The 19,082-nt window shown below is 72.4% G+C and carries 16 protein-coding genes, 1 pseudogene and 1 riboswitch; of the genes and pseudogenes, 8 read left to right on the top strand and 9 right to left on the bottom strand.

The window, feature by feature from the left end; genetic code table 11:
• Positions 1–13: 13 nt before the first annotated feature.
• Positions 14–607, bottom strand: a complete 594-nt coding sequence (locus tag OHA99_RS15320) for a Uma2 family endonuclease (protein WP_405696183.1) — start codon at positions 605–607, stop codon at positions 14–16.
• A gap of 189 nt (positions 608–796) precedes the next feature.
• On the opposite strand from OHA99_RS15320, the gene recQ reads away from it, so the two are divergent.
• Positions 797–2,827, top strand: coding sequence for a DNA helicase RecQ (recQ, locus tag OHA99_RS15315; protein ID WP_405696181.1), 2,031 nt, complete (start codon positions 797–799; stop codon positions 2,825–2,827).
• A gap of 96 nt (positions 2,828–2,923) precedes the next feature.
• On the opposite strand, the gene OHA99_RS15310 is transcribed toward recQ, so the two are convergent.
• On the bottom strand, positions 2,924–3,862 hold the full coding sequence (locus OHA99_RS15310; RefSeq protein WP_054099443.1) for a M56 family metallopeptidase: 939 nt from the start codon (positions 3,860–3,862) through the stop codon (positions 2,924–2,926).
• A gap of 213 nt (positions 3,863–4,075) precedes the next feature.
• Positions 4,076–5,302 carry a fumarylacetoacetase gene (fahA, locus tag OHA99_RS15305; protein ID WP_164383625.1) on the bottom strand — a complete coding sequence of 409 codons (1,227 nt, stop codon included), beginning with the start codon at positions 5,300–5,302 and terminating at the stop codon, positions 4,076–4,078.
• A 291-nt stretch (positions 5,303–5,593) separates the two neighbouring features.
• Here fahA and OHA99_RS15300 point away from each other — a divergent pair, with 291 nt between their 5' ends.
• Complete coding sequence (locus tag OHA99_RS15300; RefSeq protein ID WP_165685129.1) at positions 5,594–6,403, top strand: HAD family hydrolase; 810 nt, start codon at positions 5,594–5,596, stop codon at positions 6,401–6,403.
• A 104-nt stretch (positions 6,404–6,507) separates the two neighbouring features.
• On the opposite strand, the gene OHA99_RS15295 is transcribed toward OHA99_RS15300, so the two are convergent.
• The gene (locus OHA99_RS15295) at positions 6,508–7,008 is read right to left on the bottom strand and encodes a transglycosylase SLT domain-containing protein (protein ID WP_054099446.1); all 501 of its coding nucleotides are present in this window, start codon (positions 7,006–7,008) and stop codon (positions 6,508–6,510) included.
• Positions 7,009–7,012: 4 nt separating this feature from the next.
• A riboswitch (cyclic di-AMP (ydaO/yuaA leader) is annotated at positions 7,013–7,181 on the bottom strand.
• A 724-nt stretch (positions 7,182–7,905) separates the two neighbouring features.
• Here OHA99_RS15295 and OHA99_RS15290 point away from each other — a divergent pair.
• The 4 genes from OHA99_RS15290 to OHA99_RS15275 all read left to right on the top strand — a co-directional run bounded on the left by OHA99_RS15290 (position 7,906) and on the right by OHA99_RS15275 (position 12,456).
• Positions 7,906–8,916 (top strand): polyprenyl synthetase family protein, encoded by a 1,011-nt coding sequence (locus tag OHA99_RS15290; protein ID WP_007443808.1) that lies wholly within the window; start codon positions 7,906–7,908, stop codon positions 8,914–8,916.
• 339 nt (positions 8,917–9,255) lie between these two features.
• The gene (locus OHA99_RS15285; protein ID WP_405696179.1) at positions 9,256–10,488 is read left to right on the top strand and encodes a LolA family protein; all 1,233 of its coding nucleotides are present in this window, start codon (positions 9,256–9,258) and stop codon (positions 10,486–10,488) included.
• A gap of 53 nt (positions 10,489–10,541) precedes the next feature.
• Positions 10,542–11,525 (top strand): ABC transporter ATP-binding protein, encoded by a 984-nt coding sequence (locus tag OHA99_RS15280; protein WP_405696178.1) that lies wholly within the window; start codon positions 10,542–10,544, stop codon positions 11,523–11,525.
• Positions 11,512–12,456 carry an ABC transporter permease gene (locus OHA99_RS15275; RefSeq protein ID WP_405696175.1) on the top strand — a complete coding sequence of 315 codons (945 nt, stop codon included), beginning with the start codon at positions 11,512–11,514 and terminating at the stop codon, positions 12,454–12,456. The genes OHA99_RS15280 and OHA99_RS15275 overlap by 14 nt, the downstream gene beginning before the upstream one ends.
• Here OHA99_RS15275 and OHA99_RS15270 read toward each other — a convergent pair.
• Positions 12,453–12,960, bottom strand: a pseudogene (locus OHA99_RS15270) (DUF6668 family protein). The gene OHA99_RS15275 and the pseudogene OHA99_RS15270 sit on opposite strands and share 4 nt — an antisense overlap.
• 269 nt (positions 12,961–13,229) lie before the next feature.
• Between OHA99_RS15270 and OHA99_RS15265 the strand changes: the two are divergent.
• Positions 13,230–14,615: a tetratricopeptide repeat protein gene (locus tag OHA99_RS15265; RefSeq protein WP_405696173.1), complete on the top strand. Its 1,386-nt coding sequence runs from the start codon at positions 13,230–13,232 to the stop codon at positions 14,613–14,615.
• A 27-nt stretch (positions 14,616–14,642) separates the two neighbouring features.
• On the opposite strand, the gene OHA99_RS15260 is transcribed toward OHA99_RS15265, so the two are convergent.
• Both OHA99_RS15260 and OHA99_RS15255 read right to left on the bottom strand, forming a co-directional pair.
• The gene (locus OHA99_RS15260) at positions 14,643–15,596 is read right to left on the bottom strand and encodes a M28 family metallopeptidase (protein ID WP_405696171.1); all 954 of its coding nucleotides are present in this window, start codon (positions 15,594–15,596) and stop codon (positions 14,643–14,645) included.
• A 163-nt stretch (positions 15,597–15,759) separates the two neighbouring features.
• The gene (locus tag OHA99_RS15255) at positions 15,760–16,230 is read right to left on the bottom strand and encodes a VOC family protein (RefSeq protein WP_108988149.1); all 471 of its coding nucleotides are present in this window, start codon (positions 16,228–16,230) and stop codon (positions 15,760–15,762) included.
• A 120-nt stretch (positions 16,231–16,350) separates the two neighbouring features.
• Between OHA99_RS15255 and OHA99_RS15250 the strand changes: the two genes are divergently transcribed.
• Complete coding sequence (locus tag OHA99_RS15250) at positions 16,351–16,926, top strand: CGNR zinc finger domain-containing protein (protein ID WP_405698954.1); 576 nt, start codon at positions 16,351–16,353, stop codon at positions 16,924–16,926.
• A gap of 22 nt (positions 16,927–16,948) precedes the next feature.
• On the opposite strand, the gene rarD is transcribed toward OHA99_RS15250, so the two are convergent.
• Both rarD and OHA99_RS15240 read right to left on the bottom strand, forming a co-directional pair.
• Positions 16,949–18,010, bottom strand: a complete 1,062-nt coding sequence (gene rarD / locus OHA99_RS15245; RefSeq protein WP_153181804.1) for an EamA family transporter RarD — start codon at positions 18,008–18,010, stop codon at positions 16,949–16,951.
• Between the two features lie 135 nt (positions 18,011–18,145).
• Positions 18,146–19,000 (bottom strand): SDR family oxidoreductase, encoded by an 855-nt coding sequence (locus tag OHA99_RS15240; protein WP_405696169.1) that lies wholly within the window; start codon positions 18,998–19,000, stop codon positions 18,146–18,148.
• Positions 19,001–19,082: the final 82 nt, after the last annotated feature.

The raw sequence follows: 19,082 nt of genomic DNA, 5'->3' as shown, positions 1-19,082 counted from the left end.
CGTGTGTGCCGGGCTACTCGCCGCCGCGGCGCGGCTTGATGGCCGTCAGATCCAGATCCACCGGGAAGGGCGCGCTCACCTTCATGCGCTCGCGGAAGATGCCGACGCTGGCGTAGGCACGGGTGGTGGGCTCCAGCTCGAAGGCGTGGACGACGGCGAGGCCCTTCTCGTTCTCCACCCGCCAGTAGTGGGCGATACCGGCCCGGGCGTACTTCAGGGGCTTGGTCTCGCGGTCGCGGGAGACGGAGTCCGGCGAGGTGACCTCCACGGCCAGCACGACCGCGGTCGCAGGTACGCGGGTCTGTTCGAGGCACGTCAATGCCGCTTCCCGCACGACGATCACGTCAGCCTCCAACCGGTTCTGCCGGTCCACGTCGATGCTGAACCTGCACAGAACGTCGAGCCCCTGTACGGCGTCCGTGGAGAGCCGCCGTCCGAAGAAGCTCGTGGCCCGCTCGTGAAAAGCCGACTGCGGGCAGGGGAAGACGAGTGCCGCGTCGAGAAGCTGCGTGTGCAGGGGCAGGCCGGGAAGGCGGTCCAGGTCGTCAGCGGTCCAGCCGCCATCAGGGGGCACCGGCCATTCAGAAGGCGGGGCTTCGGGCGCCATTCTTACTCGTCCCTGCTGATAGGAGGCCAACAGTGCACCAGGTTATCGGCTCGTGGCTTTCCGTGAGGGGCGGAGCCTGTGGATAACTCCCGGGCTGTCGGTGCGGACCCCTATCGTTGAGGCAGTGGTCGGGGCAGGACGGACCAGACAGACCAGACGGGCGAGGCAGTACGTACGGGGGACGGGACGATGAGCGGGACGGGCGTGATCGGCGAGATGACGATGACAGAGACGGCGCAGGCGGGGGACCGGGACAGCGAGGCGCTGGCCACCCTGCACCGGGTCTTCGGGTACGACGCCTTCCGCGGTGAGCAGGAGGCGATCGTCGAGCACGTGATCGCCGGCGGGGACGCCGTCGTGCTCATGCCGACCGGCGGCGGAAAGTCGCTGTGCTACCAGATTCCGTCCCTGGTCAGGCCCGGCACGGGCATCGTGGTCTCGCCGCTGATCGCGCTGATGCAGGACCAGGTCGACGCGCTGCGGGCGCTCGGCGTGCGGGCCGGGTTCATGAACTCCACGCAGGACTTCGACGAGCGGCGCGTGACCGAGGCCGAGTTCCTGGCCGGTGAGCTCGACCTCCTGTACCTGGCGCCCGAGCGACTGCGCCTGGACAGCACCCTCGACCTGCTCTCCCGCGGCAAGGTCTCCCTCTTCGCCATCGACGAGGCGCACTGCGTCTCCCAGTGGGGCCACGACTTCCGGCCCGACTACCTCGCCCTGTCGCTGCTCGGCGAGCGCTGGCCCGACGTGCCCCGCCTCGCGCTCACGGCCACGGCCACCGACGCCACCCACCGCGAGATCACCGAGCGGCTGAACATGCCGGCGGCGCGGCACTTCGTGGCCAGCTTCGACCGCCCCAACATCCAGTACCGGGTCGTGCCGAAGTCCGACCCCAAGAAGCAGCTCCTGAGCTTCCTGCGGGAGGAGCACTCCGGCGACGCGGGCATCGTGTACTGCCTCTCGCGCAACTCGGTGGAGAAGACCGCCGAGTTCCTGTCGCGCAACGGCGTCGAGGCAGTGCCGTACCACGCGGGTCTGGACGCGGGCACCCGCGCGGCGCACCAGTCGAGGTTCCTTCGCGAGGAAGGCCTGGTGGTCGTGGCGACCATCGCCTTCGGCATGGGCATCGACAAGCCCGACGTGCGGTTCGTCGCCCACCTGGACCTGCCCAAGTCCGTCGAGGGCTACTACCAGGAGACCGGCCGCGCGGGACGGGACGGCCTGCCCTCCACGGCCTGGATGGCGTACGGCCTCAACGACGTCATACAGCAGCGGAAGCTGATCCAGTCCGGTGAGGGCGACGAGGCGTTCCGCCGCCGGGCCCAGTCACACCTGGACGCGATGCTCGCCCTGTGCGAGACCGCCCGGTGCCGTCGCAGCCAGCTCCTCGCCTACTTCGGGCAGGACCCGGACCGGGCAGGCTGCGGCAACTGCGACACCTGCCTCACACCGCCGGAGACCTGGGACGGCACGGTGGCGGCGCAGAAGGTGCTGTCCGCCGTGGTGCGGCTGAAGCGGGAGCGGGGGCAGAAGTTCGGCGCCGGGCAGATCATCGACATCCTGCTGGGCAAGCGCACGGCCAAGGTGATCCAGTTCGACCACGACCAGCTCTCCGTGTTCGGCATCGGCGAGGAGCTCACCGAGGGCGAGTGGCGGGGCGTCGCCCGGCAGTTGCTGGCCCAGGGTCTGCTCGCGGTCGAAGGGGAGTACGGGACGCTGGTGCTGACGGAGACCAGCGGCGAGGTCCTGCGGCGGGAGCGGGAGGTGCCGCTGCGCAAGGAGCCCAAGAAGCCCGCCGCGGCCAGGTCGGCGGGCGGCGGACGCGGCGAGCGCAAGGCGAAGGCGGCCACCGTCGAGCTGCCCGCGGAGCTGGTCCCCGCCTTCGAGGCCCTGCGCGCCTGGCGTGCGGAACAGGCGCGTGAGCAGGGCGTCCCGGCGTATGTCATCTTCCACGACGCCACTCTCCGGGAGATCGTCACCGCGTGGCCCACCTCGGTCGGGCAGCTCGGGGGCATCAGCGGGGTCGGCGAGAAGAAGCTCGCGACGTACGGGGAGGGTGTGGTCGGGGTGCTGGCGGGGCTGGAGGGACCGGCCGAGGAGGCGGCCCCGGCGTCCGTGCCGGCCCCGTCGGCCGGTGCGGGCACAGGCACCGCGTCCCACGCCGATGCGGACGACTGGCCCGACCACGAGCCGGAGCCCGAGCCCGACGACTGGATATAGCGGGGCGGTTGAAGGCGGCTGGGCCACGGGCACCCGCTCGGGGCGGGACCCTCACAGTGAGTCCGGCGAGGGGAAGGCAAAGGGGGACGCCGGGGGTCAGGCCAGGGCGGTCAGTCCAGGAGCGAAGGTGATCAGGAGGGGGATCAGCGGGACCAGGGCGGCGGTCGCCGTGGTCAGGGCGCGGCGCCGGCGGGGCATGCGGGGCCGGGGCTCCAGGAGGCGGTCGACCCGCTCGCCGAGGAGGCGGTGGCTGGAGGCGCAGGAGAGGACGCCGCGGTGCTGGTTCAGCTCGATCAGGGCCAGCGCGGTGGTCAGATGGCCGCAGCGGCGCGATGCGGTGTCGTCGGCCGAGAGCTCGACCAGTCGGTGGGTCTGGTCGCAGAAGTGGGCGAAGAGCGGGACGCTCGGGAACCCGGTGGCCAGCGCGGTGGACAGGTGCAGCAGCCAGTCGTGGCGGGCCCGGGCGTGGCCGCGCTCGTGGGTGAGGACGGCGTCCAGCTGGTGGTCGGTGAGCCGGTGCAGGGCACCGGTGGTGACGATCAGCTGGGGCGGGTTGCCGGGCATCCACCAGGCGTCCGGGTACTCGTCCTCCAGCACCAGCAGGGGGCCGCGGGCGGCGGGGAGCCCGGCGGGCAGGTCGGGGGCCCGCTCGCGCAGGTGGGCACGTGAGCGGGCGCGTCGCCGGCGGGCCTCGACGAGTTCACGGGCGAGCATCGCGGTCGTCCAGGCGGCGCCGCCCGCCAGCAGCAGGGTGAGGACGGCCGCCCAGACCGGCCCGGCGGAGAGGTTGTACGCCGCGGTTACCGCGGGCGGTGCCGGAGCGAAGAGCTGGGCGCGGACGGTGCCGAAGACGGCGGTGGCGCCGAGGACGAGGGAGGTCAGACAGCACAGCAGTACGGTGGCGACCAGGCACTGCCACACCCACAGCCCGACCACGGGATCCCGCTCGGGCCACGCGGAACGGGTCAGCGCGCGGGGCACCGGCACCGCGGCGGTCACGGCGACGACGAACAGCAGGAGCAGGCAGACGGTCATGCCACTGGCTCCGGATCCTGGTCGAAGGATGGGCGGCTCTGGCTGTGCAAGGGTCGTGCTGGGCCGGGCCGTGCGCGCACACCGCCCGACGCCAGTATGACGGGGCCGGGCGGTGCGAGTCAGGTGTCGGCGCTCATCGGATTCAGAACGCGACCGCACGGATCCCGGGGGTCCGGATCCGGCGGCCCGTCGGTCGCACCGTCAGCCGTACCGTCAGGAGTCCCGCCCGACCACCCGTCCGGTGACCTCGCCCAGTCCCACCCGGACGCCGTCCGGCCCCGGTGCCCAGGCAGACAGGGTCACCACGTCCCCGTCCTCCAGGAACGTCCGCTTGCCGTCCGGGAGTTCCAGCGGGTCACGGCCGTTCCAGGTCAGTTCCAGCAGCGACCCGCGTTCCCGCTCGGTCGGTCCGCTCACCGTGCCCGAGCCGTAGAGGTCGCCGGTGCGCAGCGAGGCGCCGTTGACCGTCATGTGGGCCAACTGCTGGGCGGCCGTCCAGTACATGGTGGAGAACGGCGGCTCGGAGACGACGTGGCCGTTGACGGCGACCGAGATCCGCAGGTCGTAGCCACCGGGACCGTCCTGGTCGTCGTGCGTGTCGTCCAGGTAGGGCAGTAGTTCGTGCGTGCGCTCGGGCGGCGCGACCCGGGCCTCGTCCAGGGCGTCCAGCGGTGTGATCCACGCCGACACCGACGTGGTGAAGGACTTGCCGAGGAACGGGCCGAGGGGCACGTACTCCCAGGCCTGGACGTCCCGTGCGGACCAGTCGTTGAGCAGGCAGAGCCCGAAGACGTGTTCGCGGAAGTCGCCGAGCGCCACCGGGCTGCCCAGGGGGGACGGCGTGCCCACCACGAAGCCGACCTCGGCCTCGATGTCGAGACGGACGGACGGGCCGAAGACGGGAGCGGCGTCGGCCGGTGCCTTGCGCTGCCCCGACGGGCGTACGACGTCCGTGCCGGAGACGACGACCGTGCCGGAGCGGCCGTGGTAACCGATCGGCAGGTGCTTCCAGTTCGGGGTGAGGGGCTCGGCGGCGTCGGGGCGGAAGATCTGGCCGACGTTGCGGGCGTGGTTCTCGGAGGCGTAGAAGTCCACGTAGTCGGCGACCTCGAAGGGCAGGTGCAGGGTCACCGACGACAGCGGGTGGAAGAGGGGTTCGAGGGCCTCGCGGTGGGAGGGGACCGTCACCCACGCCGTCAGCGCGCGCCGCACGTCCGACCACGCCGTGCGCCCGGCGGCCAGCAGCGGGTTGAGGGTGGGCTGCGCGAGCAGGGACGCGTACGGCGAGCCGAGCGCGTGGGCCGCCGCGCCCGCGTCGAGGACGTGGTCGCCGAGCCGGACGCCCACCGTCCGCTCCCGCGAGCCGGGAATCGAGAACACACCGTACGGAAGGTTGTGCGGGCCGAAGGGGTCGCCCTCGGGGACATCGAAGGGGGGCATCGGGTGCTGCCTCGCTTTCGTGCTCGCCATGTGCGCCGTGCGCGCCGTATGACACGTGGTCGGGCCACACGTTACGGGTGACCCACCGGTCTTGGGCAGCCACTGCCCCGCCTCGGGCCGGTCGAGGGCACGGCGGCAGCGGGAAGGGGAACAAAAGGAAGTGCGACGAGGATGTGGGCATGATCGGGCGTCCGCGTGCATCCGCGTACGGGTTCGAGCGCACTCACTACGTCCTCGTTCGGAAGCGGTCGCGGGTGAGTCGGACGGGTGCGGTGTCCGTATTCTCTGATCATGGACCGCACCGCATATTCACTCGTCGCCACCGACCTGGACGGCACGCTGCTCCGCGGCGACGACACCGTCTCCGAACGGTCGCTGGCCGCGCTGGCGCGCGTCGCCGGGGCGGGTGCGCGGCACCTGGTGGTGACGGGGCGGCCGGCCCCCCGGGTGCGTTCCCTGCTCGACCGCCTCGGCTGCCGGGGGCTCGCGGTGTGCGGCCAGGGCGCGCAGGTGTACGACGCCGGCGCGCACCGGATGCTGTGGTCGGTCACCCTGGACCGGGAGCTGGCCGAGACCGCCCTCGGCAAGATCGAGGCCGAGGTGGGGCAGGTGCACGCCGCCGTCGACCAGGACGGGGTCGACGGGCTGACGCTCATCGAGCCGGGCTACCTGATGCCCCACCCCACCCTGCCCGCGGTGCGTGTGGAGCGGCGCGAGGAGCTGTGGGCCACGCCGATCAGCAAGGTGCTGCTGCGCCACCCCGACCTGACCGACGACGAGTTGGCGGCGACGGCGCGTGCGGTGGTCGGTTCCCTCGCGACGGTCACCATGTCGGGGCCGGGGACGGTGGAGCTCCAGCCGTGCGGCATCACCAAGGCGACCGGCCTGGCGCTGGCCGCCGAACACCTGGGCCTTCGGCGGGAGCGGACGATCGCCTTCGGGGACATGCCCAACGACATCCCCATGTTCCAGTGGGCGGCCCACGGCGTCGCCATGGCCGGCGCCCACCCCGAACTCAAGGCGGTGGCCGACGAGGTCACCACGACGAACGAGGACGACGGCGTGGCCGTCGTCCTCGAGAGGATCTTCGGTACTTCTTAGTCACCGCGGTACTGGCGCGTTATTCCCGCGGTACTCCCGCAGTACTGGCGCGGCGCTCCCGCGGCACCAACGCGGCGGTACGGCTTGGTACGCGCCGCAGCGGCTCAGTACGCGCTGAAGACGTTGTCCATCGAGCCGTAGCGGTCGGCCGCGTAGTTGCAGGCGGCGGTGATGTTGGCGACCGGGTCGTACGGGTCCCAGGAGGTGCCGGGCACGTGGTACGCCTGGAAGGTCGGGTCGATCACCTGGAGCAGGCCCTTGGACGGGGTGCCGTTGATGGCGTTGATGTCCCAGTTGTTGATGGCGAGCGGGTTGCCGGACGACTCCCGCATGATGTTGCGGTAAATGCCGTCGTAGGTCCCGGGGATGCCGTGCTGCGCCATGATGTCGAGCGACTCGCGGATCCAGCCGTCGAGGTTGTCCGGGTACGACGTCGCCGTGGCGGCGGTCGTGGTCGTGGTCGTGGCGGCGGCCGGGGTGGCCGCGGACGCGGTGGCGGCGCCGATGAGCGGCAGCGCGAGCACCGCGGCACCGGTGCCGGCCACGGCGAGCTTGCGGGCGAGGCGGCCGGTACGGGCGTGACGGTTCTGACCGTTGGCAGACATGCGGTGTCCCTCTCCTGACGCCTGCGAGGTGAGCTGTCGGGTTCGGGCGGGGAGGTGCCCGGCCGTGCCCTGACGGGTACGGCTTCACCCCGAGCCGCTCCGGTGGTGACCGGTGCGGCGACTTACCTGGGTCCCCCGCTCCTGCCTGCGAGTTTGTTGGGTGGATGACTGTGCGACGGGCGGTGGCAGGATTCGGCGTCCACCCGACAGGCCGGGAACGTATGCGAGAGCACATGTCCGGAACAAGTGCAGGAATCACCTAACGTGCCTGTTGACCTTGGTCTGAGCTGTTTGAGGCTCTTGATCCTTTGCTGCTGCCAAGCCCCAACTGGCTTGCGGGGCAAAGGGAGGGCACAGGTTGTGGCGAGGTTGCCTGGGGGCGGATCGGAGTGAGCCAACTCACTGGCCTCAACAAGCACGGCAAAACGGGCATTAACCTCAATCATTCGCCAACCGGCCACGAGCGGGGACGGCTTCGGGTGTCGGGCGAAGAGGAGGGGGAAGCGGGAGTGGAGGGTGGCGCGGAGGGCGGAGGGAGCGGAGGGGCGTGGGCGCGGCGCTGCGGGCGTGGGTGCGGATGTGAGCGCGGGTGTGGATGTCGATTGGGTGACGTTCTCGGAGTGCGGGCCGTTGGGGGGAGTGATGGGATCTTGGACGGCGGTTTCCGGCCTGGCCGCCGCCCCGGGTTCGACCCCGCTCCCTCTGGCGATATCTATCAAAATCTGCTCATATCACCTGATCAAAAACATACCGTTCATGATCCGATACCGACCGGCCTGTAACCGTGGGCGCTAGCGGTGATCGAAACGTGACCGGATACGCTGACTTGAGTGGTGGCAGCGACCTATCGACAAACCAGGTAATCGCCAGTAGACACCAGCAGACAGGAGACCCCTCGTGACCGTCGTCGGGCCGTTCGGGCTGAGCGTGCGGGACCAGGCTCTGGAAGCCGATGTCCAGGCCGGATTGGTTGCTGTCGAGGAAGGGTTGCTTGAGGCAACCAAAAGCGAGGTGCCGTTCATCACGGAGGCCGCCCAGCACCTGGTGCGGGCCGGCGGGAAACGGTTCCGGCCGCTGCTGGTGATGCTCTCGGCCCAGTTCGGCGACCCCTACGCGCCCGGGATCGTGCCCTCGGCCGTGGTCGTGGAGCTGACCCACCTCGCCACGCTCTACCACGACGACGTGATGGACGAGGCCGCCGTGCGGCGCGGGGTGTCCAGTGCGAACACCCGCTGGGGCAACTCGGTCGCGGTCCTCACCGGTGACTTCCTCTTCGCCCGCGCCTCGCAGATCCTCGCCGACCTCGGGCCCGAGGCGGTCCGCGTGCAGGCCCTCGCGTTCGAGCGGCTGGTCACCGGTCAGATCCTGGAGACGGCGGGGCCGCAGGACGGCCGCGACCCGGTCGACCACTACCTCGACGTGCTGGGCGGCAAGACGGGCTCGCTGGTGGCGGTCTCCTGCCGGTTCGGCGCGATGATGTCCGGCGCCGACGAGACGGTGGTGGACGTGCTGACCCAGTACGGAGAGCGGCTCGGCGTCGCCTTCCAGCTCGCGGACGACGTCCTGGACATCGCCTCCGACTCCGACGAGTCCGGCAAGACGCCCGGCACGGACCTGCGCGAGGGCATCCCCACCCTTCCCGTACTGCGGCTGCGCGAGCGGGCGGCCCGGCTGGGGCTCGCCGAGGACCTCGCCCTGTGCGAGCTGCTCGACTCCGACCTGAGCGACGACGCCCGGCATGCCGAGGCGCTGCGCCTGCTGCGCGCCCACCCCGCGCTGGAGCAGGCCCGCCGGGACACCGTCCGGTACGCCAAGGAGGCCCGCGCCGCGCTGGCCCCGCTGCGGGAGTGCGACGCGAAGGCCGCGCTGGTGGAGCTGTGCGACGCGGTGGTCCACCGGGCCGGGTGACCACCCCGCCGCCCCGCCGACCACCGCCCCCGCGCGGCGTGCGCGTCTGCCGCGTGCCGTCGGAACGCGTGCCGTCTGCGGCGTGCCGTCCGTCGGGTGCCGTCCGCCGGGCGCCGTACCCGACCCCTACGGGCAGGCGGAGCCGCCGCCCCTCCGTGTCATCCCGCAGGAGTACGCGGAGTTGAGCCCGCGGTCTGACGCTTGTGCTCCCCCGATTTGGTCAGATGGACACCACGGAAAAACACCAATCCTCACCGATTCGGGTGAGAATGGCGGCTGACGGGTGAACAAGTGCGAGGTCGCGAGACAGCCGCCGCCGACGACGGAGGTAGGGCACACATGGCACCGATCGATTCCGACGACAACAGGACCGCCGGGGAGGGCGAGGAGCCGCGCGCCGGACGGCGCAAAGCCGCGCGGTACGTCGTCCCGGTCGCGGTGGTGGGAGTGGCGGCCGCGACGATCGGGCTCGTGCCCGCGCTCGCCGACTCCGGGGACCCCGACCTGCCGAAGGTCACCGCGGAGCAGCTCATCGAGAAGATCGCCCAGTCGGACGTGCAGCAGCTGTCCGGCACGGTGCGCATCAACACCGACCTGGGCCTGCCGGACCTCGGCGGCCTGGAGAGCGGCCTGATGTCCGGAGGTCCGGGTTCCGGCGGGGACGGCGAGGGCTCAGCCGCCGACCCGTCGGCCAAGCTCACCGCGCTGGTGTCGGGCAGCCACACGCTGCGCGTCGCGGCCGACGGCCCCGACCGGCAGAAGCTCTCCCTCATGGAGAACGCCGCCGAGTACAGCCTGATCCACAACGGCAAGGACGTCTGGGGCTACGACAGCCAGTCCAACGAGGTCTACCACTCCACCGCCCCCGACGGCGCCGAGCGGCCCGAGAAGGACGTCCCGGCCACCCCGAAGGACTTCGCCGAAAAGGCGCTGAAGTCGGTCGACGACACCACGTCCGTCACCGTCGGCGGCACCGCGCAGGTGGCCGGCCGGGACGCGTACCGCCTGGTCGTCGAGCCCAAGCAGGACGGTTCCACGGTCGGCGCGATCACCGTGGCCGTGGACGCCGAGACCGGCACCCCGCTGAAGTTCACGCTGACCCCGGCGAGCGGCGGCGCCGCCGTCGTGGACGTGGGCTTCACCAAGGTCAGCTTCGCGAAGCCGGACGCGTCGACGTTCGACTTCACGCCGCCCGCCGGTGCGAAGGTCACCGAGGCCGACGAGGCCGGCGCGGCCGCCAAGGCCCCGGAGCAGGGGCGCAAGGCCGAGGGCGACCTCGCCAAGGAGATGGACGGCCTCAAGGTGATCGGCGAGGGCTGGAACGCGATCGCCACCTTCGACACCGGCGCCCGGGGCGGCCTGCCGACGGGCGCCGAGGGCGGCGACCTGGGTGACCTCGGCGGCCTGGGCGGCTTCCTCGGCTCCTTCGGCGACCAGGTCAAGGGCGACTTCGGTTCGGGCACGGTCTTCAAGACCCGCCTGGTCAACGCCCTGATCACGGACGACGGCAAGGTCTACGCCGGAGCGGTCACCAAGGACGCGCTGGTGAAGGCGGCCGACGCGGCGAAGTAGGAAGTACGGCGTACCTCCACCCGTACGGCGAAGAGGACGAAATGAGGGAGCCGATGGCCGAACCGTCCGCCACGCAGCCGGAGCGCCCGGACGAGGAGAGCGCGGATGACGCCGTCATCGTCACCCGCGCGCTCACCAAGCGCTACCGCGGCGGACAACTCGCCGTCGACGGTCTGGACCTGACCGTCCCGGCGGGCAGTGTCTTCGGCTTCCTCGGTCCCAACGGCTCCGGCAAGACCACCACCATCCGCATGCTCATGGGGCTGATCGAGCCCACCTCGGGCAGTGCCCGGGTCCTCGGTCTGCCCATGCCGCGCGCGTCCCGCACCGTACTGCCCCGGGTCGGCGCCCTCATCGAGGGCCCGGCCCTGTACGGCTTCCTCTCCGGGCGCGACAACCTGCTGCGCTACGACGCCGCCGACCCGACCGCCGACCCGCGCACCCGGCGCGAGCGCGTCGCCGCGGCGCTCGACCGGGTGGGTCTCGCGGCCGCGGGCGGCAAGAAGGCGAAGGCCTACTCGCTCGGCATGAAGCAGCGGCTCGGCCTCGCCGCGGCGCTGCTTCAGCCGCGCCGGCTGCTCGTCCTGGACGAGCCGACCAACGGGCTCGACCCCCAGGGCATGCGCGAGATCCGCAGCCTCGTGCGCGAACTGGCCTCCGACGGCACCACCGTCTTCCTCTCCTCCCACCTGCTGGACGAGATCGAGCAGGTGTGCACCCACGCCGCCGTGATGGCGCGGGGGCGGCTGATCACCCAGGGCGCCGTCGCCGACCTGGCGGCCGGGGCGCACGGTCGGCTGGTGGTGACCACGCCGGACGCGGGCGACGCCGCACGGGTGCTGAAGGAGCAGGGGGCCGTGGACGTGGTCGTCGACGGGGACCGGGTGACGGCGGAACCACCGGAGCGCGACCTCGCCGAGGTGAACGCGGCGCTGGTCGCGGCCCGGGTCCGGGTCCGGGGCTTCGTGGTGGAACGGGCGTCGCTGGAGGACGCGTTCGTGGCGCTGACGGGGGAGGGCTTCGATGTCGCGGGCTGAGGTACGGGGAGAGCCGGTCGAGGAGCCGCCTGCCGTGGCGCCGGGCGCGGTGCGGGGCCCGGTGCCGGGGCCCGGCGCGGCACGCAGCCCGAGTGCGCTGTGGACGCTCGGGCTGTTCCGCAGCGAGTTGCTGATCACGTTCCGCCGCTGGCGGACCCTCGCCCTGCTGGCCGTGCTCGCCGCCGTGCCCGTCCTGGTCGGCATCGCCGTGAAGATCGAGACGAGTGACGGCTCCCCGGCCGGCGGCGGTGGCGGCGAGGGACCGGCGTTCATCTCGCAGGTCAGCAACAACGGGCTGTTCCTGGTCTTCACCGCGCTCGCCGCGACCCTCCCGTTCTTCCTGCCGATGGCCATCGGCGTCGTCGCGGGCGACGCGATCGCGGGCGAGTCGAGCGCGGGCACGCTCCGCTACCTCCTGGTCGCCCCGGCCGGCCGCTCCCGGCTGCTGCTCACGAAGTACGCGACGGTGATTGCCTTCTGCCTCGCGGCCACCCTGGTCGTCGCGCTCTCGGCGCTCGCGGTCGGCGCGCTGCTGTTCCCGGTCGGCGACCTGACCACCATCTCCGGCACCCGGATCACCTACACCGAGGGCCTGGGACGGGCGCTGCTGATCGCGCTGGTGGTGGCCGCCTCACTCGTCGGCGTCGCGGCCCTCGGCCTGTTCGTCTCCACCCTGACGGGCAGCGGCATCGCGGCGATGGCGACCACGGTCGGGCTGCTGATCACCGTCCAGATCCTCGACCAGATCCCCCAGCTCGACGCCCTCCAGCCGTACTTCTTCTCGCACTACTGGCTGTCCTTCGCCGATCTGATGCGCGAACCGGTCTACTGGGACGACCTGGTGAAGAACCTGGGCCTCCAGGCCCTCTACGCGGCGGTCTTCGGCTCGGCGGCCTGGGCGCGGTTCACGACGAAGGACATCACCGCCTAGCCGCGGACCGCGGGGCACGGAGGCAGTCGGCGCACCGGCCGGGTGAGGCGGATCAGCGGGTCGGTCCCCCGGGGCGGACCGGCGCCGGCCTCGCCCAGGCGCCAGCCGGTGACCCAGGGCACGCGGTGGACCTCCACGGCCGACTCGAGCAGTCCCACGCTCCGGGCGAGCGGCCGCGGCAGCCGTCCAGGGGCGTCCGCGACCAGGACGACGGCGTGGAGGCCGAGTCCCGCCGGGGTCCGTCCGCGCCGGAAGTCCTCCACGGTCCGGGCCGCGGCCGCCAGCCCGGCCGCGTGCGTACGGGCCACCAGCAGCACCGACGCCGGGTCCGCCGGCCCGGGCCAGGCGCGCCCGCAGTCCTGCCCGCCGTAGACGGCGGCGAGCGTCGAGACGCCCGCTCCGCCGTGCGCGCCGACCCAGGAGAAGCGCCGGGGGGGCGCCCGTGCCGGGAGGCTCCGGCGCGGTCACCGGTCCGCGGATCCATATCTCGGGTCCCTGTCGCATGCCCGTCCGCCTGCCCGCTCGCGCGCCCCGTCACTCTCGTCCGCAGCCGTCCGCAGCCGTCCGCAGCCGTCTGCAGCCGTCGCGCGTCCACCCGCGCCGAGCCGGCCGATACGGGCGTGACCTCCTGGAACGAGCCTGTGACACCCCGGTGACGTGAGAATCGCGAGCGAGCGGAGAGACTCGACAGTAGGTGCACGACAGGCATGACAGGCTCTGGACGGCAGGGGAACGTAAACCGCCGACGGAAGCCGCCGATGAGTGGGGGAACGATGTCTCGACTCGGCCGCGACAAGCAGCGGGAGCACGAGCGCGCCGAGCGCTCGCCCGGTCCCGCGACGACGCCGATCGACGTCCGTGTGCCGGACGGCGACTCCGGCACACGCGGCGCCTCGGTCGACGGTTCACTGGTCGTCGCGGCCCCGGGCGAGGAGATCCAGAACGCCGTCCTGAACCGCCTCCACCGCCTCGCCCTCGCCGCCGGCCACCCCGTCCTCGCCACCATCCACGACCGGCGCATCGGCTACTCCGTCCCGCTCCGGGTCGATCCGGACGGCTCCAGCCACCTCGCCGCTGACCCCGTGCCGACGGAACCGGCGCCCGCCGCACCCGAGGAGACACCCGTACGGCGGGACCAGGCCACCCACGTCCTGCGCTCGGTGGCGCCGCCCGGGGACAGCGCGCCGACGTTCCCGCTGCCGGCGGTGCCCGCGACGCGGCCGGAGCGGTCCGGCAGCGAATCCGCGCCGACGTTCACGCTCCGCGCCCTGCCGGAACCCGCCGGAGAGACGGCACCGCAGGACGGGGCGCACGGGGCTGTGCCACCCGGCACGGTGGCGCCACCGACGGGCGTCTTCGGGCCACCGCCCCGCATGGACGGCGCCGCCTCGCCCGGCACGCCCGCCCCGACCGGCACGTCGGAAGACGCGGAGCCGCGACCCGTGCCCGCCCCGCCCGCCGCACCGGAGCCGCCCGCCGCACCCACCGCTGCCCCCACGTCCTCACCCGCCACTGCCCCCACGTTCGCCACCGCCCCCGCCCCCGCGCCGAAGGGAACCCCCTCCACCCCGGAACTCGGCCCCCGCCCCGATCCCTCCTCCGACCCCGATCCCAAGCCCACCCCCGCCCGCGGCTTCGACGCCGTGGCCGAGGCCGTGCTCGGGGACGCGCCGATCACCGCGCCGGGCGACGCCACCGCCCCCGCGCTGCTCGCGGGGCCGACGGCCCGTATCAACGAGGCCGTCAAGGAGGGACGTACGGAGGCCGCGGCGCGGCTGGCGGAGCAGACGGTGACGGACGCCTCGGGCACGCTGGGGCCGGAGCACCCCGAGGTGCTCCGGCTCCGTGAACTCACCGCGTACATCGCCTACCTGTCGGGCGACCCGGACCGCGCCTTCCGGCTCTCCCTGGAACTGGCCCGTATACACCGGCGTTCGGGCGACGCCGAGGCCGCGTACGGCAACGTCCAGAGCGCGGCGACCGCCTGGCGTGCCGTACGCGAACCCGCACGGGGCCTGGAGCTGGGGCACGAGCTGGCCGGCCTGTGGGAGGAACTCGCCGCCGAGGACGGCCCGGCCGCCGAGGACGCCGAGCAACTGGAGTCCGTCCGCACCCGCATGGGCCGCCTCACCGAACGCGCCCGCGCCCAGGCGGGCTGACACGGCCCTGGGACGGGGCCGCTCGCCCTACTGCGACAGTTCCCAGACCGCGTACGCGATGGCGTCGCTGTTGCGGTCCAGGGCCGTGTCGTCGATGTTGGCGGTCGTGTCGCAGGACGAGTGGTAGCAGGGGTCGAACGGCCGGCCCGCGGTGCCGCCCCACTTGGCCGCCTGCGCGGACGTCTTGCGGTAGTCGGCGCCACTGAAGAGGCCGCCCACGGGGACGCCCGCGTTCTTGAAGGGCGCGTGGTCGGAGCGTCCGTCGCCCTCGGTCTCGATCTCCGTGGAGATGCCGAGGCCGGCGAAGTAGTCCTTGAACGTCTTCTCGATCGTGGGATCGTCGTCGTAGACGAAGTAACCGGGGTTGGGTGAGCCGATCATGTCGAAGTTCAGATAGCCGCTGATCTTCGCGCGTTCGGCCGAGCCGAGGCTGTTGACGTAGGAGCGGGAGCCGACGAGCCCCAGTTCCTCCGCGCCCCACCAGGCGAAGCGCAGGTGCTTGGTGGGCTGGTAGCCGGACCGGGCGACGGCGAGCGCGGTCTCCAGGACGGCGGAGGAGCCGGAGCCGTTGTCGTTGATGCCGGGCCCGGAGGTGACGCTGTCCAGGTGTGACCCGGTCATGACAACCTGATTCGCGTCGCCGCCGGGCCAGTCGGCTATGAGGTTGTACCCGGTGCGGCCCGAGGCGGTGAACTGCTGGACGCGGGTGGTGAACCCGGCCGCGTCCAGCTTGGCCTGCACGTAGTCGAGCGAGGCCCGGTAGCCGGGGCGGCCGTGGGCGCGGTTGCCGCCGTTCGCCGTGGCGATCGACTGCAACTGCGCCAGGTGGGCCTTGACGGCGGCCGCCGATATGTCGGGCGCGGCGGCGGCCGCGGGGTGTGCCGGCGCGGTCGCCGCGCCGGCGGTGGAACCGCCGGTCACCAGCGTGGCGACGGCGACGGCGGCGGCGGTCAGCGCACGCCCGGAGAGGAGGAGCTTCATGTGGGGGGCTCCGGATTCCTAGGGAGTCCCTGGGGAGGGGACTCCACAGTGAATGGGGTGCCTGGATGGTGCGGGCGGGACTGACCTGCCGTCAAGACCGCTATCCGGCCACGGTGTCGCACATAGCGGAACCCCTGGAGTCGTGCTTCCGGCGGGCCCGGTCCTAGTGGACGCAGAACTCGTTCCCCTCCGGATCCGTCATCACCACCCACTCCCCGCCCGGTTCCTTCACCTCCCGCTGCACACTCGCCCCCAGTGACCGGAGCCTGGCGACCTCCTCCTCGCGCCGCCCGTCCGCCGCGTGCACGTCGAGGTGGAGCCGGTTCTTTGCGGTCTTGGCCTCCGGTACGCGCTGGAACAGCAGCCGCCGCCCCAGTCCGGTGCCGCTCTCCTCCTGGAACGGGTCGTCGGGGTGCCGTACGGCGGCCAGGTCCCGCCAGGCGCGGCGGCCGTGGGACTCGAGGGTCAGCTCCTCCGGCACCGCCCCGAAACCCAGCAGTTTCTCGATGAGCGCGCTGTTGTCCTCCACCTCGTAGTGGAGGGCCGCGGCCCAGAAATCCGCCTGCGCGTGCGGGGCGGCCGCGTCGATGACGATCTTGAAATGCAGGGGAGCGGGCCTTGAGGTCGATGTCATGTAACCACTTATACTGGTTTCATGACGGAGCGGGTAGGGGAATCGCAGGAACGGACGGTACAGAGGGAACAGCCGTCACCGCCGAAGCCGGCCCCGGAGCGTCCTCCCGGCCTGACGCTGATGTCGCACGAGGGCAAGCCCTACCGCTTCGACCCGGGCGCGCTCTGCCTCGAACTGCTGACGACCGGAGGACCCGGTGCCTTCGCGCGCTGGGAGGTGCTGCACGAGCCCGCCGACCTGGTGGCCTGGGCCGGACGCAGCCGGCTGCCGGACGGGCTGGAGCTGGCCCTGGACCCGACAGACGTGGCAGGGGCCAGGGCCCTGCGCGACGCCCTCTTCCTCCTCGCCGCCGACCGCGCCCACGGACGGCCGCTCCACCCCGGCCACCTGGACGCCGTCAACGCCGCGGCCGCCGAAGCCCCACTCGTCACCCGCCTCGAACCGGACGGCACCCGCGGCTGGGCCCCGGGACCGGCGACGGGCGCCCGCCTGCTGTCCACGGTGGCCCGCGACGCGATCGAGCTGTTCACCGGGCCCTACGCGGACCGTATCCGCGAGTGCGGCGCCCACAACTGCTACCTGCTCTTCGTCGACACCTCGCGCCCCGGCCGCCGCCGCTGGTGCGCGATGGAGCACTGCGGCAACCGGGAGAAGGTCCGCGCGCACCGGGCGCGACAGGCACCGGAAAAGCGCTGACCGGGTGCCCCGCGGGACGCGGCTACGGCTTCGCCGCCCCGACGTCGCGGTGCTCGGGCGCGGCCGGCGCGTCGGTGGAAGCGGGCGCGGGCATCCCGGAGGCCACGATCCCGTGCTCCCGCGCGGCGGCGTCCCCCTTGACCGGCGGTACCCCCGCGCCCGCCCGGTCCAGTTGCTCCCGCAGTGCCCGCGCCGTCCGGCGAGCCGTGCGCAGCGCGTCCCAGGTGAGCAGGGTCAGCGCCAGCCAGACCAGCCCGAAGCCGGCCCAGCGCTCGGGCGGCATGGCCTCGCCGAAGTACAGGACGCCGAGCGCGAACTGGAAGACCGGCGCCAGGTACTGCAACAGCCCCAGCGTGGACAGCGGCACGCGGATCGCCGACGCGCCGAAGCAGACCAGCGGGATCGCGGTGACGACGCCGGTCGCGGCGAGCAGGGCCGCGTGCCCGAGCCCCTCCGTGGTGAAGGTCGACTCGCCCCGCGAGCCCAGCCACAGCAGGTAGCCGAGCGCCGGCAGGAACTGGATCGCCGTCTCGGCGGTCAGCGACTCGACGCCGCCGAGGTTGACCTTCTTCTTCACCAGGCCGTACGTGGCGAAGGAGAGGGCGAGGCAGAGGGAGATCCAGGGCGGCTGGCCGTAGCCGATGGTGAGGACGAGCACGGCCGCGAAGCCGGTGCCCACCGCCGCCCACTGCACGGGCCGCAGCCGCTCCTTGAGCAGCAGCACGCCCATCGCGATGGTGACCAGCGGGTTGATGAAGTACCCGAGCGAGGCCTCGACGACATGGCCGCTGTTCACGGCCCAGATGTAGACGCCCCAGTTGACGGTGATGACGCCGGCGGCCACCGCCACCAGCGCGAGCCTGCGCGGCTGCCGCAGCAGCTCGCCGGCCCAGGCCCAGCGCCGTACGAAGAGCAGGGCGACGGCGACGAAGGCGAGGGACCACACCATCCGGTGGGCGAGGATCTCACCGGCCCCCGCGGGCTTCAGCAGCGGCCAGAACAGGGGGACGAGACCCCACATGCCGTACGCCGCGACGCCGTTCAGCAGGCCTATGCGCTGCTCACTCCTGGACGACCCGGCCACGGGCACCTCCTTCTCGCACACGGCATGCCGGGGACGGGAAGGCATGCCAGGACGAAGGTAGCGCCGCACCCGGCCGCGTGTCATGCCCGTATCGCCATACGGTCATGACACGCGGGTTGGAGGGCGGGGCCGGGGTCAGCCCTTGAGGGCGGCGGCGACGGCCTCCGCGAGCGGGGTCGTCGGGCGGCCGGCCAGCCGGGACAGGTCGCCGGTGGAGACGACCAGCTCGCCCTTGGCGATGGCGGCGTCGACGCCCGCGAAGACGTCCGCGAGCGGTCCGGGCACCCCGGCGCCGGTGAGGATGCCGGTGTACGCCTCGACGGAGACGGGGCGGTAGGCGATCTCCCTGCCGGTCTGCCGGCTCAGCTCGGCGGCGTACTCGGCGAAGCTCCACGCCTCGTCGCCGCCCAGCTCGTACGCGGTGTTCTCGTGGCCCTCGCCGGTCAGCACGGCGACGGCGGCGGCCGCGTAGTCGGCGCGGGAGGCGGAGGAGACCCGGCCCTCGCCGGCCGCCTGGACGACGGCGCCGTGCTCCAGGACCGGGGCGAGCTGCTCGGTGTAGTTCTCGTGGTACCAGCCGTTGCGCAGCAGCGTGTACGGCACGCCCGAGCCGACCAGCACCTCCTCGGTGGCGCGGTGGTCGTCGGCGAGCGCCGCCCTGAGGCTTTCGGGGGCGCTGGTGTAGGCGAGCAGGGCGACGCCTGCCTTCTTCGCCGCGTCGATCACGACCGTGTGCTGCTGGACGCGGCCCTTGTCGAACTCGTTGCCGGAGATCAGCAGGACCCGGTCGCCGGCCGCGAACAGGCCGTCGAAGGTCTCGGGGGAGTTGTAGTCGGCGACCGCGAGCCGCACGCCCCGGTCGGCGAGGTCGGCGGCCTTGTCGCGGTCCCGGACGACGGCGGTGACCCGGTCGGCCGGCACCTTCTCCAGCAGCTGCCGTACGACGTGGCGGCCGAGGTGTCCGGTGGCTCCGGTGACGACGATGCTCATGGTGTCAGTGCTCCTAGTGGGGGTCCGTTGCCACTAACCCTAAGAGCTACGCTAACTAATGGAAAGTGCCCACTTTGAAGTA

Origin of the sequence: Streptomyces coelicoflavus (assembly GCF_045041415.1) — a bacterium.
In the GTDB taxonomy this organism is placed as follows: Bacteria; Actinomycetota; Actinomycetes; order Streptomycetales; family Streptomycetaceae; genus Streptomyces; species Streptomyces coelicoflavus.
The sequence above is the reverse complement of the archived record's forward strand: the minus strand, read 5'-3'. Positions and strand labels throughout refer to the sequence as shown.